22 protein-coding genes and 1 pseudogene are annotated in these 26483 nt (G+C 63.3%); 13 read left to right on the plus strand and 10 right to left on the minus strand.

Translation table 11 applies throughout. The annotated features are described in order from the left end of the window. Positions 1-93 precede the first annotated feature (93 nt). Complete coding sequence (gene lexA / locus IVA74_RS26145; protein ID WP_247349229.1) at positions 94-795, plus strand: transcriptional repressor LexA; 702 nt, start codon at positions 94-96, stop codon at positions 793-795. A 389-nt stretch (positions 796-1184) separates the two neighbouring features. Then, complete coding sequence (locus IVA74_RS26150) at positions 1185-1619, plus strand: hypothetical protein (RefSeq protein ID WP_247349230.1); 435 nt, start codon at positions 1185-1187, stop codon at positions 1617-1619. A 138-nt stretch (positions 1620-1757) separates the two neighbouring features. On the opposite strand, the pseudogene IVA74_RS26155 reads toward IVA74_RS26150, so the two are convergent. The 4 genes and pseudogenes from IVA74_RS26155 to IVA74_RS26170 form a co-directional block, all read right to left on the minus strand. Next, positions 1758-4036 (minus strand): annotated as a pseudogene (locus IVA74_RS26155) (ComEC/Rec2 family competence protein). Between the two features lie 95 nt (positions 4037-4131). Continuing rightward, positions 4132-4365, minus strand: coding sequence for a DUF2171 domain-containing protein (locus IVA74_RS26160; RefSeq protein ID WP_148753702.1), 234 nt, complete (start codon positions 4363-4365; stop codon positions 4132-4134). Between the two features lie 87 nt (positions 4366-4452). Then, positions 4453-4839 carry a nuclear transport factor 2 family protein gene (locus tag IVA74_RS26165; RefSeq protein WP_247349232.1) on the minus strand — a complete coding sequence of 129 codons (387 nt, stop codon included), beginning with the start codon at positions 4837-4839 and terminating at the stop codon, positions 4453-4455. 19 nt (positions 4840-4858) lie between these two features. Then, complete coding sequence (locus IVA74_RS26170) at positions 4859-6535, minus strand: glutamine--tRNA ligase/YqeY domain fusion protein (protein ID WP_247349233.1); 1677 nt, start codon at positions 6533-6535, stop codon at positions 4859-4861. A 144-nt stretch (positions 6536-6679) separates the two neighbouring features. Between IVA74_RS26170 and gltX the strand changes: the two genes are divergently transcribed. The 10 genes from gltX to IVA74_RS26220 all read left to right on the plus strand — a co-directional run bounded on the left by gltX (position 6680) and on the right by IVA74_RS26220 (position 18844). Next, positions 6680-8107 carry a glutamate--tRNA ligase gene (gltX, locus tag IVA74_RS26175; protein ID WP_247349234.1) on the plus strand — a complete coding sequence of 476 codons (1428 nt, stop codon included), beginning with the start codon at positions 6680-6682 and terminating at the stop codon, positions 8105-8107. 158 nt (positions 8108-8265) lie between these two features. Further along, entirely contained in the window at positions 8266-9570 is a 1305-nt protein-coding gene (gene gltA, locus IVA74_RS26180; protein WP_247349235.1) for a citrate synthase, read from the plus strand. 285 nt (positions 9571-9855) lie between these two features. Further along, positions 9856-11034 (plus strand): ROK family transcriptional regulator, encoded by a 1179-nt coding sequence (locus IVA74_RS26185; protein ID WP_247349236.1) that lies wholly within the window; start codon positions 9856-9858, stop codon positions 11032-11034. Between the two features lie 57 nt (positions 11035-11091). After that, entirely contained in the window at positions 11092-12378 is a 1287-nt protein-coding gene (locus IVA74_RS26190) for an ABC transporter substrate-binding protein (protein ID WP_247349237.1), read from the plus strand. Further along, complete coding sequence (locus IVA74_RS26195) at positions 12375-13304, plus strand: sugar ABC transporter permease (protein ID WP_247349238.1); 930 nt, start codon at positions 12375-12377, stop codon at positions 13302-13304. Before IVA74_RS26190 ends, IVA74_RS26195 begins: the two co-directional genes overlap by 4 nt. Next, positions 13297-14154: a carbohydrate ABC transporter permease gene (locus IVA74_RS26200; RefSeq protein WP_247349472.1), complete on the plus strand. Its 858-nt coding sequence runs from the start codon at positions 13297-13299 to the stop codon at positions 14152-14154. The genes IVA74_RS26195 and IVA74_RS26200 overlap by 8 nt, the downstream gene beginning before the upstream one ends. A 10-nt stretch (positions 14155-14164) precedes the next feature. After that, complete coding sequence (gene ugpC, locus IVA74_RS26205; protein ID WP_247349239.1) at positions 14165-15274, plus strand: sn-glycerol-3-phosphate ABC transporter ATP-binding protein UgpC; 1110 nt, start codon at positions 14165-14167, stop codon at positions 15272-15274. Further along, positions 15271-16038 (plus strand): SDR family oxidoreductase, encoded by a 768-nt coding sequence (locus tag IVA74_RS26210; protein ID WP_247349240.1) that lies wholly within the window; start codon positions 15271-15273, stop codon positions 16036-16038. The genes ugpC and IVA74_RS26210 overlap by 4 nt, the downstream gene beginning before the upstream one ends. Positions 16039-16302: 264 nt before the next feature. Beyond that, positions 16303-16551, plus strand: coding sequence for a hypothetical protein (locus tag IVA74_RS26215; RefSeq protein WP_247349241.1), 249 nt, complete (start codon positions 16303-16305; stop codon positions 16549-16551). A 7-nt stretch (positions 16552-16558) separates the two neighbouring features. After that, entirely contained in the window at positions 16559-18844 is a 2286-nt protein-coding gene (locus IVA74_RS26220; protein ID WP_247349242.1) for a tetratricopeptide repeat protein, read from the plus strand. Here IVA74_RS26220 and lpxB read toward each other — a convergent pair. The 3 genes from lpxB to lpxA are packed head-to-tail and all read right to left on the minus strand — an operon-like array spanning position 18841 to position 21693. Continuing rightward, the gene (lpxB, locus tag IVA74_RS26225) at positions 18841-20025 is read right to left on the minus strand and encodes a lipid-A-disaccharide synthase (RefSeq protein WP_247349244.1); all 1185 of its coding nucleotides are present in this window, start codon (positions 20023-20025) and stop codon (positions 18841-18843) included. The two genes, IVA74_RS26220 and lpxB, sit on opposite strands and share 4 nt — an antisense overlap. Continuing rightward, positions 20022-20879: a UDP-2,3-diacylglucosamine diphosphatase LpxI gene (lpxI, locus tag IVA74_RS26230; RefSeq protein WP_247349474.1), complete on the minus strand. Its 858-nt coding sequence runs from the start codon at positions 20877-20879 to the stop codon at positions 20022-20024. Before lpxI ends, lpxB begins: the two co-directional genes overlap by 4 nt. Before the next feature lie 19 nt (positions 20880-20898). Then, positions 20899-21693 carry an acyl-ACP--UDP-N-acetylglucosamine O-acyltransferase gene (lpxA, locus tag IVA74_RS26235; protein ID WP_247349245.1) on the minus strand — a complete coding sequence of 265 codons (795 nt, stop codon included), beginning with the start codon at positions 21691-21693 and terminating at the stop codon, positions 20899-20901. Positions 21694-21868: 175 nt separating this feature from the next. On the opposite strand from lpxA, the gene IVA74_RS26240 reads away from it, so the two are divergent. Further along, a complete protein-coding gene (locus IVA74_RS26240) occupies positions 21869-22192 on the plus strand; it encodes a KTSC domain-containing protein (RefSeq protein ID WP_247349246.1) in 324 nt (107 codons plus the stop codon). 10 nt (positions 22193-22202) lie between these two features. On the opposite strand, the gene fabZ is transcribed toward IVA74_RS26240, so the two are convergent. From fabZ to bamA, 3 genes are all read right to left on the minus strand, one after another. Continuing rightward, on the minus strand, positions 22203-22664 hold the full coding sequence (gene fabZ, locus IVA74_RS26245; protein WP_247349247.1) for a 3-hydroxyacyl-ACP dehydratase FabZ: 462 nt from the start codon (positions 22662-22664) through the stop codon (positions 22203-22205). Further along, complete coding sequence (lpxD, locus tag IVA74_RS26250) at positions 22661-23728, minus strand: UDP-3-O-(3-hydroxymyristoyl)glucosamine N-acyltransferase (RefSeq protein ID WP_247349248.1); 1068 nt, start codon at positions 23726-23728, stop codon at positions 22661-22663. The genes fabZ and lpxD overlap by 4 nt, the downstream gene beginning before the upstream one ends. Before the next feature lie 125 nt (positions 23729-23853). Continuing rightward, the gene (gene bamA, locus IVA74_RS26255; protein ID WP_247349249.1) at positions 23854-26406 is read right to left on the minus strand and encodes an outer membrane protein assembly factor BamA; all 2553 of its coding nucleotides are present in this window, start codon (positions 26404-26406) and stop codon (positions 23854-23856) included. Positions 26407-26483 lie beyond the last annotated feature (77 nt).

Consider the following 26483-nt stretch of genomic DNA (forward strand, 5'->3'; position numbering starts at 1 on the left):
GTCCGTTCATGATTTGTTTCGAGCGTGTAGCGGCTTATTCCTGAATTCAGCGTCTCGGAATCGAACGACATCAAACGGGAGACTTTGGTCGAGATGTTAACGCGCAAACAATACGAGCTTCTGCGGTTCATCAATGAACGTCTGAAGGAAAGCGGCGTGCCGCCCTCCTTCGACGAGATGAAGGATGCGCTCGACCTGCGCTCGAAGTCGGGCATCCATCGCCTGATCACGGCGCTCGAGGAGCGCGGCTTCATCCGACGCCTGCCCAATCGCGCCCGTGCGATCGAGGTCATCAAATTGCCCGAGCTCCAGGCCGCCGCCGGCAGCCGCCGCGGCTTCACGCCGAGCGTCATTGAGGGCAATCTCGGCAAGGTGCGTGCGAGCTCCAGCCTGCCCGCGGACGATGGTGAACGTCCGGTCGCGGTGCCGGTGATGGGCCGGATCGCGGCCGGCACACCGATCGAGGCGTTGCAGACCCGCAGCCACACTATCAGCGTACCGCCTGACATGCTTGGCTCGGGCGAGCACTACGCGCTCGAAGTGCGCGGCGATTCCATGGTCGAGGCCGGCATCCTCGACGGCGACATGGCGCTGATCCAGCGCAACGAGAGCGCCGATACCGGCGACATCGTGGTGGCGCTGATCGACGACGAGGAAGCAACCCTCAAGCGCTTCCGCCGCCGCGGCGCATCGATCGCGCTCGAGCCCGCCAACGGCGCCTATGAGGTGCGCATCCTGCCGCCGAACCGGGTGAAAATTCAGGGCAAGCTGATCGGGCTGTACCGAAAGTACTGAGCCTGTACGGCAGTCACGCAATTCCAATTGGAGTGGACGGATTGCCCGCTCCGGCTGGATAGTCATCCTGGTTCTGCACAGATTATCCGGCCGCTTCTCCGGCGGTCCATCCTCGACACGCCGCGCCAAGCATCCCAGAGGCTTCGCGGCGTTCCGGTTTGAGGAGACGTCATGCGCAAGGGCATCTCCGGCCGCTGACGTCCGCGACCGAAATGCCCAGGAGCAGGCTTTGTTCCTCGCCGATTCGGGAAAGATAAAGTGATCGCGGCGTGCGGAAACCAGCCGCAGATTTGCCCATAACCAAGCAGAGGCTTGTGTGTTTCCACTCTGATAGGGGCCTGCGCCTCGATAAGAGACGCCGGTTGCTATCCCAGCATGAGGAGCACCCGATGTGTGACTACAGCCTGCATGCCATCGCGTCGCGCCCCGCCGAAGTCGGCGAGACGGTCGTCACGACAACCTTCCGCGGCACCTCGACGCGTGGTTTTGCGTCCGCAGCCGATCCGACTGTGGCCGTCTGCCTGCTGCCGGGAACGGAGCTCGCCTTCGCCGACAACATCCGCTACGACAATCGCTGGATCTGGACACGCACGATCAATTCCCGTGTCGGCAAGTTCGGCAAGATCGATCCGCACATTCCCGACCGCCATCATGACGCGATCGAATTCCCCGACGGCAAATACGTGCTGGTGACCCAGCTTGTCGAAGGACAGCGCGCGACCGTGCTGCAACTGCCGGTGACGCTGCCGGCCGGCGAGCGCGAGCACAAGCCGCAGATCATGGCCAACAGGCAGCCAACCATCACGCGCCTGCCGATCGGCTGACACGGTCGCCCTCCGGCCACGGGATCGGAGGCCAGGATTGATTTGCAATCGCCGGCCGTGGCCGGCGAGGTGGTGTGGTTTGCGTCCAGCGAATCCGATCGGATGCACCAGCCGACTGCATCTCTCCGCACGATCCGATTAATCGTCGGCTTGCAAATCGATTTCCGCCGGCGTTGCGTCCTTGCTGCGTGGCGGGATCGCTTTCGGCGCAAGACTGCCGTCGAAATCACCTTCGCCTGCGCCGGCCGGCAACCAGGGACGGCTCGTGCCTCTTTCCCTCACCGCCTGAACTGCAAAGCCGTCACCACGCTGCGTCAGCGCCAGCGCGCTCTGGCTCGCGAGCCGCCGTCGATCGACCACCATCGCGGCGCAATCGGGCGGCGCGGGACGTGCCGTCACCACCAGCGCGGCGCGGTTGCAATCGTCCGCCAGCGCGTCGATGCGCAGTGCCAGCGCGACCAGCCGCCCATCGCGAGCGGCGTCACGCAGCCGGATTCATCGCAAGACACGCCGGCGGCCAGCGAGGCGCTGGCGGCATCGCGCGGATCGGCGTCGGCAGCCAACCACTCCTTGAGCAAAAAGCTATCCTTACTCGTCTTGATCAGGTGAAGATGTCCGTCCTTGCCCCGCACCGCGACGCTCTGGCCATCCCCGGCAATCAGGATGTCGGGCTGCCGCACCGACAGCCCCCAGAGGATCGCGACCAGCAGCACCAGTGCGCCGGACCAGCGCAGCGGCGTGCGCAACAGGCCCAGCACGATGATCCCCAGGCTCGCCGCGATCAGCGGCGCGATGCCGAAAGCCGGGATGCGGCCGATCGCGCCCGGCAATGCCGCGACCCAGCGCGAGACCACGACCATCCAGTCGATGCCGATCCCCATCAGCCACCAGAACACGCTATCGAGCCCGAAGGGAGCCGCAAGCAGCCCGAGCAGCCCCGCCGGCATCACCAGCGCCGAGACTACCGGCATCGCACCGAGATTGGCGAGCACGCCGAACGGGGTGACGCGGTGGAAGTGGAAAGCGGCATAGGGCGTGGTCGCAAGTCCCGCGATCAGCGAAGCCATGAACAGCATCGCGATCTCGCGCCCGCCCCACATCGCAACGCGCGCGGTCGCCGAATGATCGGGCGATGCGAACAGGTTCGGCATGCCGATCTGCACCAGCGCCACCAGCCCGAGCGTCGCGGCGAACGACATCTGAAAACTCGGATGCACCAGCGCCTCCGGCGCGACTGCCAGCACGATCAGGGCGGCCACCGCCAGCGTGCGGAAGGTGATGGCGCGGCGATCGACCATCACCGCGATCAGCACCACTGCAGTCATGAAGAACGATCTTTGCGTTGCGACCTCCGCGCCCGACAGCAGCAGGTAGAACGCAGCAGCGACCAGTGCCGCGGCCGCCGACCATTTCTTGATGGCGAAGCCGGCCGCCAGTCCCGGGATCAGAGCCAGCAGCGCGCGCACCGCAAAGAACACGACACCGGCAACGACTGCCATGTGGTAGCCGGAGATCGAGAGCACGTGACCGAGGCCGGAGATGAACATCGCGTCGTTGACGGGCGTGGTGATCGCATCGCGCCGGCCGGTGAGCAGCGCAGTCGCGATCGCGCGGTTGTCGCCGTCGAGCGTGGCGCGGATGCGCGCGTCGATCGCATCGCGCAGGCCTTGCATGAAGGCTGCGTAACGCAGCCGCAAGCCGCCAGTCTCAGGCGGCGCCGCCACCGTGATTTCGCCCATTGCAAAACCGGAGGCTCCGATGCCCTGGAAGAACATGTCACGCGAAAAATCGTAGCTGCCGGGCCGCACCGGCGCGAGCGGCGGCATCAGCCGCGCCTTCAACTGCACAAAGCTGCCGACCTCCGGCGCGGTGCCCTTGCGGACCGACAGGCGAACGCGCTCGAGCCTGACGTCGCTGCGCTGCGCCTCCATCGCGGTAACGCGCAGCACGAAACGGTCGGTGCGCTCGCGGATGTCGCGAGCCTCGACGAAGCCCGACAACGACACCGAGTAGAGCGACTTTGCCAGCACCGGGTGGGCGATGCGCGCCGTCTTCCAGGTCGCGACGGTAAAGCCGGCCGCGACCGCCGCGATCATAATCGCCGGCGCGAACAGCCGGCTCCGCCGCAACAGAGCCGCGCCAAGCATGAGCGCGACGGCGGTCGTGGCAACGACCCACAGCACCGGCTCATGATCGGCGGAGAAATAAAGCGCGATGCCGCAGCCGAAAGCCACGGGCACCCACGGCAACAGCCGCCCGGCGCCAGCCTCGCCGCGTACCCATGCGCGCAGGATCTCGACCAGCGATGTCCAGAGGTCGAGACCCGCAGGCGCAAGGCCGCCCGCGGACGCAGCGCGGCCCGCGGGCCAAGTCCCCGCGATCCCCTGCGACCGTACCGGCCGGCCCGGCTCCGCCATTCCCTGCACCTGACGATACGCAACGAAGGCCGAAGCTACCGGAACGTGCAGGCGGGCGGATAGCGGTACGGATCAGGAACGAAAGGGCCGAGCCGCTACTTTTCCTCTTCCATCGTCACGGCGACATCCGCCTTGGCCGACAGCCGGACCTTGTTGCCCTCGACATCGGCGACGAGGCCCTTGTCGATGAAGTGATGATGGCCCTTGTGGCTGCCCTCGCCGCTGTCCTTTTTGGTCAGCTTGATGCGATTGCCTTCGACCTTGTCGACGGTGCCGACGTGGACGCCGTCGGCACCGATGACTTCCATATGCTCTGCGATGTTCTGCATGGTGGGTTCCTTGTTGGACCCACCCCAACGCGCGGGGCGCATGTTCGTTCTCTCACGAGAATGACGAAGCCGTGTGCCCCCCGCTCGTCAGATCAGCGGCGCCTGCGAGGAGGCGTGGTGATTGACGATCTTCCAGTCGCCGTCCTCGCGAATGATGACCCAGCTCATCTTGACCGAGAAATCGGGACGTTCGCCGGCAAGGTCGAACGAGATGGTTGCGGCCATATTGATCAGGTCAGGACCTGCCTGCACCGACTTCACCTCGGAAAACACTGCGCTCGGCCTGCGCCAGCGCGGCAGACCGTTGAAATAATCGGCAACGCCGCCCCTGCCCCGGTAGAGCTTCGGGTTGGAGCCGAAGAAGAACGCGTTCTTCGCATAAAGCGATGACAGCGCCGCTGCATCGAGTGTGGCGAAGCCGGCGCGCCATTTCGCGATGATGGCGGACACGATGGCGTCGGCTTCGTTGCTCATTGTCGTCCCTCAACCCTCGTCATCCCTTGGCGACTTCCTTCGCGAACGTGTCGCGCAAACCGATGGTCCTGGAAAATACCGGCTTGCCGGGCGTCGAGTCCTTGTCGCGGATGAAATAGCCCTGGCGCTCGAACTGCATTGGCTCGGTGGAATTGCTCTCGGCAACCGATGCCTCGACTCGCGCATCAGCGAGGATCTCCAGCGACTGCGGATTGAGATCGGTAGCAAAATTCGAGGCGTCCGGGCTCGGGTTCGCAAAGAGCTGGTTGTAGATGCGGATTTCGGCCGGCTTCGACGCTGCCGCCGACAGCCAGTGCATGGTGGCCTTGACCTTGCGGCCGTCGGGCGCGTTGCCGCCCTTGGTCGCGGGATCGTAGGTGCAGCGCAGCTCCACCACCTCGCCATTATCGTTCTTGATCACGCCGGTGCACTTGACGAAATAGGCGTAGCGCAGCCGCACCTCGTTGCCCGGCGACAGGCGGAAGAACTTTTTCGGCGGGTTCTCCATGAAATCGTCCTGCTCGATATAGAGCTCGCGGCCGAACGTGATCTTGCGCGTGCCGGCGCTGGGATCATCGGGATGGTTGATCGCCTCGAGCTCCTCGACCTGTCCTTCCGGGTAGTTCTCGATCACCACTTTCAGCGGCCGCAGCACCCCCATACGCCGCTGCGACGTGCGGTTCAGCTCCTCGCGGATGCAAAACTCGAGCATGCCGACGTCAACGACGCTGTTGGCTTTGGCCACTCCGATGCGCTTGACGAATTCACGAAGGGCCGCCGGGGGCACGCCGCGGCGGCGCATCCCCGCCATGGTCGGCATGCGCGGATCGTCCCAGCCCGCGACATGCCCCTCGCGGACGAGCTGGGTCAGCACGCGCTTGGACAGCAGCGTGTAGGTCAGGTTCAGGCGCGCGAACTCGTACTGGTGCGGCTTCGACGGCACCGGCAGCTTCTCGATGAACCAGTCGTAGAGCGGCCGGTGATCTTCGAACTCCAGCGTGCAGATCGAATGGGTGATGCCTTCAATGGCGTCCGACTGACCGTGGGCGTAGTCGTAGCTCGGATAGATGCTCCACTTGGTGCCGGTGCGCGGATGATGCGCATGCAGAATGCGGTACAGCACCGGATCGCGCAGGTTGATGTTGCCCGCACCCATGTCGATCTTGGCCCGCAGCACGCGCGCGCCGTTGGGGAATTCGCCCGCCTTCATGCGGCGGAACAAGTCGAGGTTTTCATCCACGCTGCGATCGCGGAAGGGCGAATTCTTGCCGGGCTCGGTCAGCGTGCCGCGCGCAACGCGAATTTCCTCCTGAGTCTGGTCGTCGACATAGGCCAGCCCGTCGCGGATCAGCTGCTCCGCCCATTCATAGAGGCGGTCGAAATAGTCCGAGGCGAAGAACAGGTTCTTGCCCCAGTCGAAGCCGAGCCAGCGCACGTCGGCCTGGATGGAATCGATGTATTCCTGCTCTTCCTTGACCGGATTGGTGTCGTCGAAGCGCAGATGGCAGCGGCCCGGAAACTCCTGGGCGATGCCAAAATTGAGCGCGATCGACTTGGCGTGGCCGATATGGAGATAACCGTTCGGCTCCGGCGGGAACCGGGTCACAATCTCCTTGTATTTGGCCTGATCGAGGTCGGCCTGGATGATGTCACGAATGAAATCGCGCCCAACCTCAGTCGCCACCGGTTCTGTCATTACGAAAATCCTGTAGGGAAATCAGCGGCCCTTCTGCCAAATTCGGGACGCTGAGCCAAGGCCTTAAGCGGTCCGCTGCCGGGCTTTAGTTATGCCCCGGTCCTGCTATATACCACCGCCTCCAATGCATAGGCCCCGCCAAGAATGACCGATTCCGTCGTCACCCGCTTCGCTCCCTCGCCGACCGGTTTCCTCCATATCGGGGGTGCCCGCACGGCCCTGTTCAACTGGCTCTATGCGAAGAAGCACGGCGGCAAGATGCTGCTCCGGATCGAGGACACCGACCGGGAGCGCTCCACGGAGGCCGCGATCGGCGCCATCCTCGACGGCTTGAAATGGCTGGAGCTCGGCTGGGATGGCGACGTCATCTACCAGTTCAGCCGCGCCGCCCGCCACCGCGAGGTGGCCGAGCAGCTGCTCGCCGGCGGCAAGGCCTATCGCTGCTACGCCACCGCCGAGGAGCTCACCGCGATGCGCGAGAAGGCGCGCGCCGAAGGCCGCACCCGCCTCTATGACGGCCTGTGGCGCGACCGCGATCCGGCGACGGCTCCAAGCAACGTGAAGCCGACGATCCGGCTGCGCGCGCCGCAGACCGGCGAGACCGTGATCGAGGACCAGGTCCAGGGCCGCGTGGTCTGGCAGAACGAGAACCTCGACGACCTCGTGCTTTTGCGCGGCGACGGCAACCCGACCTACATGCTCGCGGTGGTCGTGGACGACCATGACATGGGCGTCACCCATGTCATCCGCGGCGACGACCATCTGATCAACGCGGCCCGCCAGAAGCAGATCTACGGTGCGATGGGCTGGACGCTGCCGAGCATGTCCCACATCCCGCTGATCCACGGCCCGGACGGCTCAAAACTGTCGAAGCGCCATGGCGCGCTTGGCGTCGATGCCTACCGCGCCATGGGATATCTCCCGGCCGCACTCCGCAACTACCTCGTGCGGCTCGGCTGGAGCCATGGTGACCAGGAGATTTTCTCGACCGAGGAGATGGTCGCCGCGTTCGACCTCGCCAGCGTCGGCCGCGCCGCGGCGCGCTTCGATTTCGCCAAGCTGGAAAACCTCAACGGGCATTACATCCGCAATGCCGACGATCAATCACTCGTGAAGATGTTCGAGGACGTGCTCGACCACGTCGTACCCAGCCGCGACGAGCTCAAGGCCAAGTTAAACGACACCACGCGCGCGCAGCTCTTGAAGGCCATGCCGGCCCTGAAGGAGCGCGCCAAGACGCTGATCGAGCTGATCGACAGCGCCTATTTCATCTTCGCCGACCGGCCGCTGGAGCTCGATCCGAAGGCGGCGGCGCTGCTGACGCCGGAAAACCGCAAGCTGATCGGCCAGCTTCATTCCGCGCTGGAGAAAGTCGAGACGTGGAGCGGCGCCGCCACGGAAGCCGCGCTGCGTGCTTTTGCCGAGGAAAATAGTCTCAAGCTCGGCGCGGTCGCCCAGCCGCTGCGGGCGGCGCTGACCGGACGAACGACGTCGCCTGGTATATTCGAGGTTTTGGACGTCCTGGGACGCCAGGAAAGCCTGGGCCGGCTCAAGGACCAAGCCAAGGACTAGTCTACGACGTAAGTCGACCATGCGTGGCGCCATCTTGCAGCGCACACAGCAATAATATACCCATCTCACCCGTACCTTCTGGAACATCCGGCCTGCCCCAACATCTGCTTAGGGGCCTTCCGGGTCCGGCCCGTTTCACCATACATCGGGGACCTCTGATGGACGCAAAACCAAGCAATAAGACCGCCACACTGACGGTCGGAAACAAGAATTTCGATCTTCCGATCCATAGCGGCAGCGTCGGGCCTGATGTCATCGATATAGGCAAGCTCTACGCACAGTCCGGCCTGTTCACCTACGATCCGGGCTTCACTTCGACCGCGAGCTGCCAGTCCAAGATCACCTACATCGACGGCGACGCGGGCGTGCTGGAATACCGCGGCTACCCGATCGAGCAGCTCGCCGAGAACGGCGACTTCCTCGAGACCTGCTACCTCTTACTCTTCGGGGAGCTGCCGACCGCCGCACAGAAGAAAGATTTCGACGACCGCGTGATCCATCACACGATGGTCCACGAGCAGATGGCCCGCTTCTTCCAGGGTTTCCGCCGCGACGCCCATCCGATGGCGATCATGGTGGCCGCGGTCGGCGCGCTCGCCGCATTCTATCACGACTCAACCGACATCAACGATCCGAAGCAGCGCATGATCGCTTCCATGCGCATGATCGCGAAGATCCCGACGCTGGCGGCGATGGCCTACAAGTACACGGTCGGCCAGCCCTTCGTGTACCCGAAGAACTCGCTGAAGTTCGCCGAGAACTTCCTGCACATGTGCTTCGCGGTGCCGTGCGAGGAGTACAAGATCAACCCGGTGCTGGCTGACGCGCTGGACAAGATATTCATCCTGCACGCCGATCACGAGCAGAACGCTTCGACCTCGACGGTGCGTATCGCCGGCTCCTCCGGCGCCAACCCGTTCGCGTGCATCGCCGCCGGCATCGCCTGCCTGTGGGGCCCGGCGCATGGAGGCGCCAACGAAGCCGCGCTCGCGATGCTCGCCGAGATCGGCTCGGTCGACAACATTCCCGAGTTCATCGCCAAGGTGAAGGACAAGAACTCTGAAGTCCGCCTGATGGGCTTCGGTCACCGCGTCTACAAAAACTACGATCCGCGCGCCAAGATCATGCAGAAGATGTGTCACGCCGTGCTCAAGGAGACGGGCCATGGTGACGATCCGATGCTCAAGGTGGCGCTGGAACTGGAGCGGATCGCGCTCAGCGACCAGTACTTCATCGACCGCAAGCTCTACCCGAACGTCGACTTCTATTCGGGCATCACGCTGAAGGCGATGGGCTTCCCGGTCTCGATGTTCACCGTGCTGTTCGCGGTCGCGCGCACCGTCGGCTGGATCAGCCAGTGGAGCGAGATGATCGAGGATCCGCAGCAGAAGATCGGCCGTCCGCGCCAGCTCTACACCGGCGTCACCAAGCGCGACTACGTCGCGATCAAGGATCGGAAGTAAGTCTTAGCCTCACGACGTTTGAAACGGCGCCATCGTCTGCGATGGCGCCGTTTTTGTTTGGCGCTCACCTTGGGGTGGGCAAAGCGGAGCGTGCCCACCATCTTTCCGCGACGGGCATAGACAGCGTGGGCACGCTTCGCTCTGCCCACGCTACGAAACGGGTTGGACCGCTCCCCCATCTTGCTGCCGCGCACAACAACAAGTCCATGCATCGAGCCGCAAGTGCCTTGACAGTTGAAGCGCTCCGCGCGCAAATCCTTACCCTAAGTAAGAATAACGACAGGGATGGAAATGCCGGAGCAGCCGAGAAGTCGGCGGCAGACGCGTGCTGCCATTTTGACTCATCTGCTTCAGTCGGGCGGCTCGTTTCGCCCGCCGCTGGCCAGGGCCGTGCGCCTGTCGGAAGCGAGCCTGTCGCGCATTCTGTTTGATCTCAAGGCCGAAGGCCTGATCGAAGAGGTGCGGCGCCCTGCCCCTTATGTCGGCGGTCCGACGGGCCTCGTGTCGCTCGACGGCTCGGTCGCACTCGCGGCCTTCGAGCTGAGCACCCAGCGTCTCAGCGTTGGCGTTGGGGGCCTGTCGGGTGAGTTGCACTACACCGGACACGTGCCGCTGCCGAAGACGCCGACCGTCGCGACCGTCGGCCGGGCGTTTGGCGAGGCGATGACATTGCTGCGCGACTGGACGCGGCGCCGGCGCATCCCCCTCGCGCAGATCGGCGTCTCCATTCCGGGCCTTGGCCGGTTGGGCGCATCGACCAATCCGATCATTCCCTGCGACGTCGGGCGTATCAGCGAGATGCTCGGCGAGACGTTTGCCGGCGTGCCGGTCGAGTTCACCAATTCGGTGGTCGCGCACGCCATTTTTCACCGTTGCCGTACGGAGAATTATCCATTCAGCGGCGCGCATCTCTTCGTCTTCGTCGGCCAGGGCGTCGCGGGGACCTGGATGGACGATCCGGTCGAGGACGATGCGCTCCAGCCGGTCGAGCTCGGCCACATGGTGTTCGAGCCCGACGGACCGCGTTGCCGCTGTGGTCATCATGGCTGCGTCGAGGCCTATACATCGCTTCCAGCCTTGGCCGAGCTTCTTGGCGTCGCGGAGGCCGAGTTGCTTCAACTCGGCAGCGAATGGGTGACCGCAATGCCGCTTTCGTCGCGCGTGCGGCAGGAGTTGCGCCGGCGGCTGTTCCGGCTTGGCCTCGCGATCGGCAACACGCTGAACGTGAAGCTATGCAACGGCGTCGCGATCAGCGGCTGGCCGTCGCTTCTCATCGAGGACGATCGCAACGCTCTCGTCGACGGGATCGACGCCTGCCTGTTGGGCGGTCGCAAGCATGCGCAAGTGTCGCTTGCTTTCGTGCCGCCGTCGAATGGCAATGATCCGCGGGCGGCGCTGGCATTCGCAGCTTTCTGCCTCGCTTGCCGCGGCGGCATGCCGGCCGCATCGACCGAGGCCGCCTGAGATACCTGATACCGCGCGGCTCTCGCGCGAAAGAGTTCACACCGGGAGGAACTTGCCATGCCGATCACAACAACAAGGCGCCGTCTGCTCGCTGGATCTGCTGCCGCGCTTGCGCTGCCGGCATTTGCCCGCGCGCAAGGCGCGGTCAAGCCGCGCTTGACTGCGATCTCACAATGGTCCGCAGGTAGCGACGGGGCGGCCATCACGGCGCTCGGCAAGAAATTCGAGGAGAAGGGCGGCATTTGGCAGCACTCGCCGGTCCCGGGATTCACCACCGAGATGATGAACAAGCTGCGCGCTCAGATCATGGCCGGCGATCCACCGGCCTGTTCGCAGCTCAAAGGTCCCGAGATTGCAGCCTGGTCGAAGATTGCCCCAACCGTCAATCTCGACGCCCTTGTTGCCGCCGCCGGCTACGAAAAGGTCGTCGCTCCAGACCTTGCACGATTGCATAAGCCGGGGGGCAAATGGATCGCACTGCCGCTGCAGATCTACAGCACCAACATGCTGTTTCTCTCCAAGCGCGCGATGGACAAAGCCAAGGCCGACAAGATCCCCGTCACATGGGCTGACTTCAACGACCTTGCCGAGAAGATGAAGGCAGGCGGTGTCGCCTATCCCATCGCCAACGGTGGTACGCGCCCGGACGATGGACAGAAATTCGAGGCCGCTCTGGCCGGCATCAGTCCCACCTCATACCGCGCAGCCATCATGAATCTCGACAAGACGGCCTTGGAGGGTCCCGAGATAAAGGCTGCCTTCGCACAGGTGCGCAAGATCGCCGACTGGATGGACCCGAACGTCGGCGCCCAGCACTTTTCGACCAACCTGAAGCGCTTCATCGACGGCGACATGGGCATGATGATCATGGGCGGCTGGGCGCAGGGCGTATTGCGCAATGCCGGTTTCAAGTTCGACGACTTCATCATCGCCCCGGGCCCGAGCGACAATTCCAAGCCGGTTTTCCTGTTGAATGCCGATGCCTTCATATTCTGGCAGCGCAAGGAGCCAGATCTGCAGGCGGGTCAGGCGCTGATGGCCCAACTCGTCATGGATCCAGCAATCCAGACGATGTATTCACAGATCACGGGATCGATACCCGTGCGCACAGATGTCGATCTTTCCGGTGAAGGCTGGTCGGACGGTCAACGGCGGACCGCAGCAGCTCTGAAAGACGCTATCGCCAGCAATCAAGCGGTCCTCAGTCTCGCGCACAACATGGCGCAGGAAAACGGCATGACCGCAGCGATGATCGACGTGATCACGGAGTATGTGAAGAACAAGACAGTTACACCGCAGCAGGCGGTCACCCGCCTTGCAGAGGCCGTCGAGGGCGCGCGTTGACAGACACCGTCTCTCCAGCGACGCGGCCGGGCCGGCCGGCGACCTCTGACCTGGTGCGCCGGCTGCCCGAATACCTGATGATCTGGGTGCCGCTGCTGCTGGCAGCGGGGCATCTCGTCTCGTTCTCGCTATGGACGATCTGGGTATCGTTCACGCCCTCCACCCTTGTGCCAGTTTCGGGCTGGGTGGGTTTGCGCAACTACACGGCGGTCCTGTCGTCGCGGAACTGGCAGATCGCGTTCGACAACTTGCTGTTGTTTGGCTGCGCTTTCGTGGTGCTGAGCTTGATCACTGGCCTCATGCTCGCGATCCTTCTCGATCAGCGCATTCGCGGCGAGAACGTGCTGCGATCCATCTTCCTGTATCCCCTGGCGGTGTCGTTCGTCGTCACCGGCACGGTCTGGAGCTGGCTACTCAATCCCGGCCTTGGTATCCAGAAGCTCGCTCACGACCTCGGCTGGACCTCGTTCCGGTTCGACTGGCTGCTAGACCGCGACATGGCGATCTGGACCATTGTCATCGCTGCGATCTGGCAATCTTCGGGCTTCGCCATGGCACTGTTCCTTGCCGGCCTTCGCTCCGTCGACGCGGACATCATCAAGGCCGCGCAGATCGATGGCGCCGGACCTATCCGGATCTATCGGCGGGTCATCTTGCCGACGCTATGGCCGATAACCATCACCGTCGCCGTGATCCAGCTGCAGTTCGCGATTTCGGCCTTCGACCTCGTCCGCGCTCTCACCAACGGCGGGCCCGGAATCGCGACCCAGCTGCCGGCACTCGTCGTCTACGATCTGATGTTCCAACGTGGCCAGCTCGGCCGGGGTGCGGCGGCGGCGGTGCTCATGTTGCTTATTCTTCTCGCGGTGCTGCTGCCGTATGCAGCGTGGCGTTATTTTGAGCGACGGCGGACGACCCATGCGTGATCGAGCCTTCGCACCAAGCCGAATGTTGATCTATCTGCTCGTTTTGGCGATCGCTGCAGCATGGCTCGCGCCATTGGCTGTTGTCGTGCTGAACTCGCTCCGTAGCAACGAGGAGATCGCACAGGCCTCGATGATCGGCTGGCCGAAACAATGGGCCTGGAGCAACTACGCCGTTGCCTGGAGCGGTTTCTGCGTCGCCGAGACCTGCGCCGGCCTCCGGCCGTACATGTTGAATTCCGCGCTCGTCACGATTCCCGCGACGATTTTCTCTACCCTGCTCGGTGCTATCGCCGGTTACGCCGTGTCGCTCTGGCGATTTCGCGGCGATAGCTGGATCTACGGCATCGTGACCCTTGGCCTCTTCCTTCCCCAGCAGATGCGCTTGCTTCCCTGGACCATCGTGTTGCGGGATATCGGTCTCATCAACACGCTGACGGGTCTCGTGCTGATTCACACGATCCAGGGGCTCTCCTTCACCACGCTGTTCTGCCGGAACTACTACGTCGCCATCCCACATGAACTGATCAGCGCCGCGCGCATCGATGGCGCCGGGTTCTTCCGCATTTTCTGGCGCATCATTCTGCCGCTCTCGTCTCCGATTCTGATCGTCACCGTGATCTGGCAGTTCACGCACATCTGGAACGAGTTCCTCTACGGCGTGACATTCACGACCGGCCAGCAACAGCCGGTCACGGCGGCCCTCATCGCGCTATCTGCCGCGATCGCAGATATCCCGCAGCATGGCGTACAGAGCGCTGCGGTGATCATCGCAGCGCTGCCCACTTTGTTGATCTATCTCCTCGGCGGCAGGTATTTCGTGCGCGGCCTGACCGCCGGGGCCGTGAAATGATTGGATTGTCATGGCAGCACTAAGCATTCGCTCCCTGTCGAAGCGCTACGCCAATCTGGAAGTGCTGAAGGGGATCGACCTCGACATCGAGAGCGGCGAGTTCACGGTGCTGGTCGGCCCGTCCGGTTGCGGCAAGTCCACGCTGCTCAACATCGTCGCCGGGCTCGACCGCCCGAGCGCAGGCACCGTGGAAATCGGCGGACGTGTCGTCAACGACATCCCGCCAAAAGACCGCGACATCGCCATGGTGTTCCAGTCCTATGCGCTCTATCCGTCGATGACGGTGCGCCAGAACATCACCTTCGGCATGGAATGCCGCCACGTACCGAAGGCTGAACAGGAGAAGGCACTGGCGAACGTAGCCCGCCTGCTCCAGATCGAGCCGCTGCTCGGCCGCAAGCCGTCGCAGCTCTCCGGCGGCCAACGCCAGCGCGTGGCGATGGGTCGGGCTCTGGTCCGCGATCCCCTGCTCTTCCTGTTCGACGAGCCGCTCTCCAATCTCGACGCCAAGCTGCGCGTCGAGATGCGGATGGAGATCAAGCGGCTGCATCAGCGCATCGGCGCCACCATCATCTATGTCACCCACGACCAGATCGAGGCGATGACGATGGCGACGCGCATCGCCGTGATGCACCGGGGCGTGGTGCAGCAGTTTGCCGACCCCGATACCGTGTATCGCTTTCCCGCTAATTTGTTCGTGGCACGCTTCATGGGCTCACCGCCGATGAACACGATGCCGGCTCGGCTCGAGGCCGATGCCGGCGGGCCTGTGGCCGTGATCGGCGCAGGAAGGCCGGACGAGGTCCGCCTCCGCCTTGGCCAATACGACGCGGCAGCGCGCTTCGTCGGCCGTGACGTGGTGGTCGGAATCAGGCCGGAATGCATCGCCGAGGGCAATCGCGTGTTTTCCGGCGATGCGCCCGTCGTCGTCGACGCGCCGGTGGAAATGGTCGAGCCGACCGGAGCCGAAACGATCGTGCTGCTGCGGCTTGGCGGCGAGCCTGCGCTGGCGCGCATCACGCCGGATATCCGGCCCACGCCCGGGGCGACTGCCTCCTTCGCGCTCGACACGCGGCGCATTTGCCTGTTCGACCCCGAAACGGAGCGGCTGATCGCATGACCAGGACCACCTATTCCAGCCTTGCCGGCCGCGTGGTGTTGATCACCGGTGGCGCCAGCGGCATCGGTGCCGCCTTCGTGCGTGCCTTCGCAGCCCAGAAGGCACGCGTTGCCTTCTTCGACCTCGATGCGAGCGCCGGCGAAGCACTGGTCGCGGAGGTGGCGGCGGCGTCCGGCACCGTACCATTGTTCGTGCCGTGCGATCTCCTCGACATCGACGCCTTGCGCGGCGCCATGGCGCAGGTCCACGGATCGCTCGGCGATGCCGCGGTCCTCGTCAACAACGCCGCCAATGATAAGCGCCAGGTACTGGCCGAGGTGACGCCCGCCGAATTCGACTGGACGATCGGCGTCAACCTCAAGCACGTCTTCTTTGCGGCTCAAGCCGTGGTGCCGCAGATGCAAGCGCGCGGCGGCGGATCGATCATCAACATGTCGTCGATTGCCTGGATGCGCGGCGCGCCGGCGCTGCCGGTCTACGCTGCGGCAAAAGCCGCGATCGTCGGCTTCACCAACTCCCTGGCCCGGCTGGTCGGTCCCGACCGCATCCGCGTCAACGCAATAGCACCGGGAATGGTGATCACCGAGCGTCAGCGCCGGCTGTGGTATCCGGACGAACAGACCATCGCCGAGCTGCGAACGCGTCAGGCCATTCCCGACGCGGTGACACCCGAGGATATCGCGAACATGGCGCTGTTCCTCGCCTCCGACGAGAGCCAGCGCATCACGCGCCAGTGTTTTCAGGTCGACGGCGGGATTGGCTAGCCGCTCCAGGCGAACTGTTCGTTGCGGCTCCTGCGACGCTTCATACCATCCTGCTAGGATCGAAACTGCTCATTGAAAATGCCATAGACCACATCTAAACTGTAGATAGAGTGCGACTAATAATTAGAACGACAGATTGAAACACAGCAGAATTTGTGCGGGATGAAAACCGTGGACTGACCAATACCATTGAAGCTGGATAAGAGCCGCTGGCGCGTGAGCCGGATGGGGAGCTGGATCGAGAACCAACCACGGGGATGCTCCATGGATACGCTTTGGCGGTTCTTTCTAGTCAAGAAGAATCGGGACGTCCTGGCTTGGCTCGGCGGGGGAGCCGTGGTCGCCATAGCGGGCCTATGGACGGCCTTCGTCCAACTGCAACCCAAACAAGCCGCCCACGATGTTGCGCCTGTCTCCGCGAACTGCGGCAGCGTAGCGGCGGGCGGAAGCATCAGCGGCGCCACCATCGTGATGAACGGATCGAAAGACTCAGATTGCAGCAGTAAGCAATGAGGCAGCAATGTTTCGTGTCACATTCGTCGTTGTAGCCATCACGTTTCTGATCGCGAACACCGTCCAAGCTCAGGTTCAGGCCAACTTTGGAAGTGTGGCGGCCGGCCGCGACATTGTGAATTCCGTGATCAACATCGGCGTCGATGATCTCGTCAAGAAATACAAGGAAGATGCCCTGGATCTGAAACAGAATAACGCAGACCTGAGGCAGAACAATGCAGATCTAAGGCAGTTCAACGCAGAACAAATCACCCGGCTCGCTGAACTTCAGAAGAAGCTCGATCTGAACGAACGACAAATTCGCTCGGCTCTTTTCATTTTGGGCGAAACAAACCTGTCACCGGACCAGCTCGCACCCACATTGGTGCAGATCGCCAGCCAATACAAATTGCTGAGAGACCAGGCCCTCACCAGGCCGACGGACTCTTCAGAGACCTCCACCCTGAAGAACGATGCCCGGAAGGCCATCGAGACCGGGGACCTAGCCGGGGCCGAGGCCCTGCTCGCCAAGGTCGAGGACCTCCAACGGGCAGCGTTGCTCAATGCGACCCGCAATCTCGCCGCCGAGGTTGCTGAAACGGCTGCAAGCCGAGGCGAGGTCGCCATGACGCGGTTACGTTACGTCGAAGCTGCGACGCATTTTGCCTCCGCAGGCAACATGTATGCACCCGCATTCGACAGTCCCAAGGCGCTGGACTATCTCGAGCGCGAGGCCGATGCGCTCTATCTGCAGGGCGAAGAGTTCGGCGACGACAAGGCGCTGCACCAGTCCATAGAGCGGCGCAGAGCGCTGCTGGAACGGCTGCCTCGCGACAAGATGGCTCGGGACTGGGCCCGCAACCAGCACAATCTTGGCCTGTCTCTTGACACGATTGCGCAACGCAGCAGTGGCGCCGAGCCCATCCTTCTCCAAAGCATTGAAGCTTACCGCGATGCCCTTCAGGTGATTACGCGAGACAAGTCTCCTCTCGACTGGGCCAACATACAAAGCAACCTGGGAAGCGCGCTCGCCCAACTCGAAGAGCGCTCTCCCGGGTCCGGGCGAATGGAGGAGGCGATCGCCGCCTACCAGGAAGCACTCAAGGAGTGCTCGCGAGAGACGGCTCCGCTGCAGTGGGGCGGCATTCAGACAAATCTGGCGGCCGCCTATCTGAGCATTGCCGAAACCGAGAGCGGCACCGAGAGCTTCGAATTGGCCTTGAAGTCTTTCGATCTCGCTCTGCAGGAGGTTACCCGGGAGCGCGATCCGGCGGCCTGGGGGACGATCCAGAATGACCTAGGTTCGGCGCTGTCCAAATTGGCAACCCGGAATGGCGACCAGAAAATGCTCGCTTCCGCAATCGACGCGTATCGGGCTTCGCTAGCGGTCAAGACGAGGGAGCGATATCCTTACGACTGGGCGACGACGACCTATAATCTTGCTGGCGCGCTGTCCGACCTTGCGAAGGACGACTCCGGGGTAAAGCTGCTCGACGAGGCGGCGATCTCCTATCGCGCAGCTCTCCAGGAGATCACGCAGGAACGATCCGGACTGGTCTGGGCAAGAGCCCAGACGAACCTGGGCAACGTACGGCTACGCCTGGGACGCTTGCGCCCAGGTACAGCCGACCTGGAAGCCGCGCTTGCGGCCTACACGGAGGCAACAAAGGAATGGACAATTGATAGTTCGCCTCTCGACTGGGCCATGGAACAGGACCACATCGGCGACGTCCTCTTCCTGCTTGCGATACGGACTTCGCAATCCCAGCGCTTCCAGGAAGCGGCCGATTCGTATCGACAGGCAATGGCAGTTAATCAGCGTGCCAACCGCATCTTCGACGCAGCCAGGAATCAAGCGGATTACTGTGTGGTGCTCTGGCTGGCGGGCGACCGAACCAGCGACGAGTCCAAGAAGTCGGAAGCACAGCAATCATGTCAGCGGGTGGTGCGTTTAGCGATGGCGGTTGCGAACGCGGGAGATCGGATGCCGGCAGCAACGAGATTTCAAGCGGCCAAGATTCTCGGTGACCTGACCTACAAATTCGTTTTCGTTCGTGACTACGACGAAGCTGTTCGCATAGCAGATTTTGTCATTCCTTCATTTCCCGAACTGAGCTGGGTGCAAATAAACAAGGCGCATGCCTTGATGCTGTCCGGGAAGACGCAGCAAGCTCTTGAAATCTATCAGGGTCTCATCTCAGGTCCCGATGCAGCCGACTTCAAGCAATCGATCCGTACCGACTTTCAACAACTGCGCAGTCTTGGACTCAATGCTCCGCTCATGGAAACTGTCGAAAAGAACATCAAAGACTAGCCTGTCCGGCGGCCCTTGCGCATCGTCGCCAGCACGATGTCGGCGGCAAGCACGCTCGGCGGCTTGTTGCCGGTCGCCATGATCTGATCGAGCTGGACGAACGCTTCGACCTGCTGCTTGCGCAGCGGTGAATCCGTCAGCAAGTCGGCGAGTGCCGGCGCCAGCTTCTCCGGCGTGCACTCCTCCTGCAGAAACTCCGGGATGACATCCTTGCCGATCACCAGATTGGCGAGGATCACCGAAGAGACGTTGACTGCGCGGCGGAGGATAAAGGCTTCGATCGCGCTGACGCGATAGGCCGTCACCATCGGAATGCCCGACAGCGCCAGCTCCAGCGTCACCGTGCCGGATTTCGCGAGCGCTGCATGCGCGATCCGGAAGGCGCCGCGCTTCTCGTTTTCACCAACCACGATCCGCGGCTTGACCGGCCAGTTCGCGATGCCTTCGCGGATGGTCGCTTCGAGATGCGGCATGGTCGGCAGCATCAGTTCGACCGCGCGGCCTTCCGTCTGCAATCGACCGAGCGTCGCGCCGAATACGTCAAGATGGTGCCGGATCTCGCTGCGGCGGCTGCCGGGCAGCACCAGCAAAACCGCCGGCTCGCCGTCGCGGCGCTTCTGCTCCTCCGCGTTCGGCCGCAGCGACGGCAGTTGCTCGATCAGGGGATGGCCGACATAGCTGCATGGCGGCCCGCCGAGCTTGCGATATTCCTCCGGCTCGAACGGCAACAGGCCGAGCACATGGTCGACATAGCCGAGCATGGTCCGCGCCCGTCCCGGCCGCCAGGCCCAGAGCTGCGGCGAGACGTAGTCGACGATCGGGATCGCCGGATTGCGCGCCCGCACGCGGCGGGCGACACGGTGGGTGAAATCGGGACTGTCGATGATGACGAGCGCGTCCGGCGCAGACTCGGTCACGGCCTCCACGGTCTCGCGGATCAGCCGCAGGATCTTTGGCAATTGCTGCACGACCGCGGCGAAACCGACGATCGAGAGCTGCTCGATCGGAAACAGCGTCTCGAGCCCCTCGCGGGCCATGGTGCGGCCGCCGACGCCTACGAACTGCACACCGTCGCCGAGCCGCTGGCGCAGCACCTTCATCAGGGCGCTGCCGAGCCGGTCGCCGGATTCCTCCGTGGCGATCAGGAAGATCTTGCGCGTGGGATCGCGGCCTTGCATCACGCCGGCAGGCCGATGACGAAGAGATATTTTGTGTCGGCGAACGCGATCATCGCCTGCGGCTCGGCGGCGATAGTATTGCCGGCGACGACGGCAATGCCGGCGAGCCCCGCGACGGCGACGCCCTCGAGGGTGCGCGGGCCGATCGTCGGCAGGTCGAAGCGCAAATCCTGCCCGCTCTTTGGGACCTTCACCAGCACGCCGCGCCCGGTGGCGGCGCGGATGCGGCCCTCTTCGCGCAGGCGCGCCACGCGCGCGAGCAGCGCATCGGTGCCCTCGATATCCTCGACCGCCACCACATGGCCGTCGATCACGACCGCAGCCTGGCCGATGTCGAACGGACCGAGCGCGGTCAGCACCGCGCGTCCGCGCTCGATGTCGGTCTTGCCGGTGTCGCTCGGCCAGGCGCGGCTGATGCAGCCCTCGGGCATCAGCAGGTCGGGCGCGACATCCCGAATCCCGACCATGCGAAAGCCGCCCTGCTCGAGAATGCGCCCGACGCCGGACAACAAATGATCGTCGCCGCCGCGGAAGGCGCGGATGACATTGCCGAGCAGCCGGAGCGTTGTGAAGTCGACCCGGACCTCCGAGAGCGAAGGCCGTACCAGCGTGCCGATGAAGATCAGGTCCCGGCAGCCTTCTTCGCGAAACAGCCGCATGGCGCGGCCAAGCTGGCCAACCGAAATCCAGCGGTGACGGAATTTCTCCACTCGCGCCGGATCGCAGGCCCCCCGAAGGGGAAACAGCACCGGTGTGATGCCGCGGGCGGCGAGCGAGTCGGCAACCGCGAACGGCATCGCGCCGCCGCCTGCGATCACGCCGACCGGCGATGAAATCTCCGAAGCCGCCGATGTCATGCCCGCGGCCATTCCATCATCACTTCGCGATGGCGGGAAGACAGAGCGGGCGATGCTTGCCCTTGCCGATGAAGTCGAGGATTTCGGCGATCGCCGGATCTTCACCGGCGAGCGGCCGCGCCGTCTCCAAGCGTTCGGCAAAGGTGCCGGGCCCATGGAAGAGTTTCTGGTAAAACGCGCGCACGGTCGCAAGCCGCTGCTTGGTAAACTTGCGCCGCTTCATGCCGATCAGGTTGAGGCCTTCCAGCGCCGCATACTGGCCGTTGACCAGCCCGAACGGAATGACGTCGTCGCGCACGCCGCACACGCCGCCGACCATCACCTGCGGGCCGATGCGCGTGAACTGATGCACCGCGGACAGACCGCCGATGAAGACGAAATCACCAATCTCGCAATGACCGCCGAGCGTCGCCGAGGTGGCGAAGATCACGTCGTTGCCGACATGGCAGTCGTGGCCGACATGGCTGCAATTCATGAAATAGTTGCGGTCGCCGACCTCTGTGATTCCGCCGCCTGTGACGGTGCCGGCGTTCATGGTCACGGATTCGCGGATGGTGCAGCCCGAGCCAATCTTGAGCTTCGTCAATTCGCCGCGATAGCTGAGCGATTGCGGCGGCGTGCCGAGCGAGGCGAAGGGATAGATGGTGCAATCGTCGCCGATCGTGGTTTGCGCGGTGATATGCACATGTCCGATCAGCTTGCAGTTCGCGCCGATCACGACATTGGCGCCGATGATGCAATAAGGTCCGATCTCGGTGCCCTCGCCGATCACGGCGCCGTCCTCGACCCGTGCGGTGGGATCAATCTTGCTCATCAAGCAATCAAACTCGTCAAGAAGGGCTGGTTATGCGTTGAAGTCATTCGATTTTCCGGTGGTTAGCGCGACTATGCCCGATCTGTCTAGTGACGTATCATCTCGCCGTGTTTCAAGTGCCGGATGAGGCAACCTTCCCGGCTCATCAACAAGTTCACACGGAGCTTCAGCTGTCGTGGTCAGGGCCCTGACACTTCTGCTCGCACAGCTCGCGGCTGCACCGATCGTCTCCGAAACGGTCGAGACCGGCGAACTTCGCCCCACCGACCTCGCGACGTTCGAATGCCGCGACATCAGCCGCAGCACGGTGCTTCCGCGCGTCTGCTACGACCGGGCGCAGCAGAACCTCGTAGTCGCGGTCGACGGCAGGTATGACCGCTATTGCGCCGTCGCGGCCGAGACCGTCGACAGCCTCCTGGGCGCTCCGTCCATGGGCCAGTTCTTCAACCGGAATATCAAGCGCGAGGCAGCCGGCAGCCGCTACGACTGCCGCGCATGAACCGGACCGTTCAGTCGGTCAGCATGGCGCCGACGTCGGCTTCCGCGACCACCTGGCCGTTGACCTTGGCATCGCCGTGAAACCACCACATCGCCTTGCGGCGCCCGACCGAGCGCATGTGATACTCGATGGTGTCGCCGGGCAGCACGGGCTTGCGAAACTTGCACTTGTCGATGGTGAGGAAATAAACCGCCCGCGGCTTCTCGGTGCCCTCGACCGACTTGATGCCGATTACGCCCGCGGTCTGCGCCATCGCCTCGATCATCATCACGCCGGGATAGACCGGACGATCCGGGAAATGGCCCTGGAACTGCGGCTCGTTGAAGGTGACGTTCTTGATGCCGATGCCGCTGTAATCGGTGCGGATGTTGATCACGCGATCAATCAGCAACATCGGAAAACGGTGCGGGAGCGTTTGCAGAATCATATTGATGTCCACAAGCTCGAACCTGACCGGTGCTTCGTCCGTCACTCCCGTTCCTCCTGCTTCGGCTCGGCCTTGCCGTCGCGCGCCAAGCGCTCCACCGCCAAGATTTCCTTGAACCACTGCCTGGTCGGCTTGGCAAAAAAACCACCCCAACGTCCGTTGGGAGGAACGTCGTCCTTGACGCCACTCATGGCAGTCACCTGAGCTCCATCCCCGATCTTGACGTGATTGTTGATACCCACCTTCGCGCCCAGCGCCACGTTGTCACCGAGGGTCAGACTGCCGGCGAGGCCGATCTGGGCTGCCAGCAGGCAGTGCCGGCCGATGGTCACATTGTGGCCGATCTGGACCTGATTGTCGATTTTGGTGCCTTCCCCGATCACGGTGTCGCGCAAGGACCCGCGATCAATGGTGGTGCCGGCGCCGACCTCCACATTGTTCTGGATCAGCACGCGGCCGGTCTGGGGTACCTTCAGATGGCCCTCGGGACCGAAGAAGATGAAGCCGTAGCCGTCCTGGCCGATCGAGCAGCCGGGGTGGATCAGCACGTCATTGCCGATCAGGGCGCACTGGATGGCGGTGCGCGCGCCGACATTGCAGTCCCGGCCGATCTTGACTCCGGGGCCGATCACGGCCCCCACACCGACCACCGTGCCGCTGCCGATTTCCACGTCCGGGCCGATCACGGCCAGGGGATCGACGATCACGCCGTCCTCGAGCCGGGCCGTGGGGTCGATGATCGCCGACGGCGCGATGCCGTCGTTACCGGTCCAGGATTGCGGCCGGAGCGCGTCGCCATGCCACTCCCGCGCGATCCTGACGAAGGCCCGGAACGGCTGCGTCGCCCGCAGCACGGCCACATGCGCGGGCACCTTGGCCTCGAAACGCGGACTCACCAGGCAAGCTCCGGCCTTGGTCGCCTTGAGCTCGTCGGCATATTTGAGATTGTCGAAGAACGTCAGGTGCATCGGGCCGGCTTCGTCGAGCGAAGCCAGACCCGTGATGATTTGGCCGCCCTTGGCGGGATCGACCAGCTCCGCCTTGGTCAGCGTGGCAATGTCAGCCAACGCTGAGGCAGGCGGTTTTGTGAAGAAGGTCGGCTGCGCCATTCCACCCCATCGCGGTCCGGCTTCGGCATGAAGCGGCAAGACCGCATCATGCCTCATCTCTTAAATCGGCACGATCCCTTTCGGAAACCGGCTCCAGTGATCCGGATCGTGCCGTGCTGATCGAATTAGAACGAGGTGCCGCCGCCGAACCGGAACTCCTGCGTACGGTCGTACTTGCCCTTGCTGAGCGGCAAGGCGTAGTCGAAGCGCAGCGGACCGAACGGCGACTGCCAGATCAGGCCGACACCGACCGACGATCGGATCACCTTGCTGTCGTCGTAGATCAGGCCGGTACAGGTACCTGGCGTCGCCGGATTGGTGGTCGAAGCCGTGCAGCCGGAGTTAAACGGCGTGGTCGTTTCGCCAGTCACTCCCCACGTCGTCGGCCCCTTATAGTCATACAGGCCGCCGGCATCGGCATAGACCGCGCCCTTCAGACCAACTTCCTTCGGCAGGAACCAGAACGGCATCTGCAATTCGACCGAAGCGCCCCAATACTTGGTGCCGCCAAGGGCGTCCTGCGTGTCGTATGGGTTGATGTCGCGCGGGCCGATGCCGTTCGGGGCGAAACCGCGGACGAGGTTCGGGCCCATCTGGAAATGATCGAGCATGCGCAGGTCGTTGGAGCCGATCTTGTTCAGCATGCCGCTCTGCAAATGGACGAGGCCGACGACGTCAGACACCAGCGGAGCGTAGTACTTAGCGTCGATGACGGACTTCAGGTAGGAGACGTCGCCGCCGACGCCGGCGAAATCCTGCCGGAAATCGACGAGCAGACCGTCGGTGGGGTTCTTGTTGTTGTCCAGCGTGTTGTAGGTCAGCGTGTAGCCGAGCGCCGAGGTCAGGGTCTTGCCGCCCGCAAGCTCCTTGCGCACCGGCAGCGAAGCTTCACCGTCGCTGTAGCAGCCGAGGCCGTTGGTCGAGGCAAGGCTCATGCCAATGGAGTTGGCAAAGGCCGGACTCGGATTGAAGGCAGGATTAGGAGTGCCATCAGGCAGCGTCTGCACGTTGTTACAGTTCGCGAGGTAGGACGGCAACGTGATTTCCTGCTGGTAGATCGAGTAGCGCAGCTGCAGCGACAGATCTTCACGCAAGGCGAAACCGAGGCGCGGCGAGAAGCCCAGCGTCTTGGTGCCGTAGGAGATGTAGCTGTTGGACAGCTGCTGGCGCTGATAGAAGTCGAGACCCAGCGCAACACGATAGTCGAGCAAATAGGGCTCGACGAACGACAGCGAGTAGCCGCGGGCGTACTGGCCATAGGTCACCGACGCCTTGGCGAACAGGCCGCGGCCGAGCAAATTGCGTTCGGAAACCGAGACTTCGGCCAGCGCGCCGTCGGTGGTGGAATAACCGCCCGAGACCGAGAAGTCGCCGGTCGATTTCTCTTCCATGTCGACGAGCAGGATCACGCGGTCGCTCGACGAACCGGGCTCCGTCGTGATCTTCACGCTCTTGAAATAGTCGAGGTTCTTCAAGCGCCGCTCGGCACGGTCGACCAGCGCGCGGTTGTAGGCATCACCCTCAGAGACGTCGAACTCACGACGGATCACGTAGTCGCGCGTGCGGGTGTTGCCGCGAAGGTTGATACGCTCGATATAGGTGCGCGGGCCCTCGTCGATGTTGAACACGACCGACACGGTGTGCGCCTCGAAGTTGCGGTCGCCGCCGGGACGGACCACGGCGAAGGCATAACCGCGGCGCGAGGCCTCGATCTGCATCTCCTCGACCGACTTCTCGACCGATTCGACGTTGTAGAGCGAGCCGACATTGATGCGCGAATAGTTGCGCATCGAGGTGGGATCGAAGTTCGGAATGCTGGAGCGGAAGTCGATCGCGCCGACGCGGTATTGCGAGCCTTCTTCGATCTTGAAGGTGACGTTGAAGCCCTTCTTCTCCGGATCGTATTCGGTGAGCGCGGCCACGACCTGGACGTCGGCGAAGCCGTTCTTGAGATAGAAGCGGCGGATCAGGTCGCGGTCGGCTTCGACGCGATCGGGATCGTAGATGTCGCTGCTGGCGAGGAAGCTCAGCAGGTTCGATTCGTGCGTCTTGATGACGTCGCGCAGCCGGTAGGACGAGAACGCGCTGTTGCCGACGAATTCGATCGACTTGACGCCGGTCTTGGAGCCCTCCTCGACCGTGAAGATGAGATCGACGCGGTTGTTGGGCTGCTCGATGATCTCAGGGGTGACGCGAACGTCGTAGCGGCCGGAGCGGCGATAGATTTCAGCGATTCGCAGCGTGTCGGACTGCACCATGGCCCGGGAAAAGGTGCCGCGGGCCTTGGACTGGACTTCGGCAGTGAGCTGCTCGTCCTTGATCTTCTTGTTGCCCTCGAAGGCAATGCGGCCAATCACCGGGTTTTCCACCACGGAGACGACGATCTGGCCACCGGCACCGCGGTTGATCCTGACGTCCTGGAACAGACCGGTCTCGATCAACGCCTTGAGGCCGTCGTCGATGGCACCTTGATCCAGGCGACCGCCGGGACCCGCCTTGAAATAGGAGCGGATCGTCTCCACCTCGACACGGCGATTTCCTTCAACGGAAATCGACTGCACCGTCTGAGCGAGCGCAGACGAAGACACGAAAGCAGCCCCAACCGGGGCAAGCACCGGCGCGCCGAACATGATCAGGGTTGCGAGCAAGCCCCCCCGGAGTCGCAGTCCAAACTTCATTGCGCAGCGCGCCCTTATCATTCCGCACCAGACCCAACCCCAACGCCGGTCTGGAGATTCCCCAAGTTCAAGCCGCT

The organism is Bradyrhizobium sp. 132 (genome assembly GCF_023074185.1).
GTDB lineage: Bacteria > Pseudomonadota > Alphaproteobacteria > Rhizobiales > Xanthobacteraceae > Bradyrhizobium.

What these genes read in the sequence shown, in the direction of transcription:
- lexA (WP_247349229.1), top strand. Translation starts at nt 94, where the DNA reads ATGTTAACGCGCAAACAATACGAGCTTCTGCGGTTCATCAATGAACGT.
- IVA74_RS26150 (WP_247349230.1), top strand. Translation starts at nt 1,185, where the DNA reads ATGTGTGACTACAGCCTGCATGCCATCGCGTCGCGCCCCGCCGAAGTC.
- IVA74_RS26160 (WP_148753702.1), bottom strand. Translation starts at nt 4,365, where the DNA reads ATGCAGAACATCGCAGAGCATATGGAAGTCATCGGTGCCGACGGCGTC.
- IVA74_RS26165 (WP_247349232.1), bottom strand. Translation starts at nt 4,839, where the DNA reads ATGAGCAACGAAGCCGACGCCATCGTGTCCGCCATCATCGCGAAATGG.
- IVA74_RS26170 (WP_247349233.1), bottom strand. Translation starts at nt 6,535, where the DNA reads ATGACAGAACCGGTGGCGACTGAGGTTGGGCGCGATTTCATTCGTGAC.
- gltX (WP_247349234.1), top strand. Translation starts at nt 6,680, where the DNA reads ATGACCGATTCCGTCGTCACCCGCTTCGCTCCCTCGCCGACCGGTTTC.
- gltA (WP_247349235.1), top strand. Translation starts at nt 8,266, where the DNA reads ATGGACGCAAAACCAAGCAATAAGACCGCCACACTGACGGTCGGAAAC.
- IVA74_RS26185 (WP_247349236.1), top strand. Translation starts at nt 9,856, where the DNA reads ATGGAAATGCCGGAGCAGCCGAGAAGTCGGCGGCAGACGCGTGCTGCC.
- IVA74_RS26190 (WP_247349237.1), top strand. Translation starts at nt 11,092, where the DNA reads ATGCCGATCACAACAACAAGGCGCCGTCTGCTCGCTGGATCTGCTGCC.
- IVA74_RS26200 (WP_247349472.1), top strand. Translation starts at nt 13,297, where the DNA reads ATGCGTGATCGAGCCTTCGCACCAAGCCGAATGTTGATCTATCTGCTC.
- ugpC (WP_247349239.1), top strand. Translation starts at nt 14,165, where the DNA reads ATGGCAGCACTAAGCATTCGCTCCCTGTCGAAGCGCTACGCCAATCTG.
- IVA74_RS26210 (WP_247349240.1), top strand. Translation starts at nt 15,271, where the DNA reads ATGACCAGGACCACCTATTCCAGCCTTGCCGGCCGCGTGGTGTTGATC.
- IVA74_RS26215 (WP_247349241.1), top strand. Translation starts at nt 16,303, where the DNA reads ATGGATACGCTTTGGCGGTTCTTTCTAGTCAAGAAGAATCGGGACGTC.
- IVA74_RS26220 (WP_247349242.1), top strand. Translation starts at nt 16,559, where the DNA reads ATGTTTCGTGTCACATTCGTCGTTGTAGCCATCACGTTTCTGATCGCG.
- lpxI (WP_247349474.1), bottom strand. Translation starts at nt 20,879, where the DNA reads ATGACATCGGCGGCTTCGGAGATTTCATCGCCGGTCGGCGTGATCGCA.
- lpxA (WP_247349245.1), bottom strand. Translation starts at nt 21,693, where the DNA reads ATGAGCAAGATTGATCCCACCGCACGGGTCGAGGACGGCGCCGTGATC.
- lpxD (WP_247349248.1), bottom strand. Translation starts at nt 23,728, where the DNA reads ATGGCGCAGCCGACCTTCTTCACAAAACCGCCTGCCTCAGCGTTGGCT.
- bamA (WP_247349249.1), bottom strand. Translation starts at nt 26,406, where the DNA reads ATGAAGTTTGGACTGCGACTCCGGGGGGGCTTGCTCGCAACCCTGATC.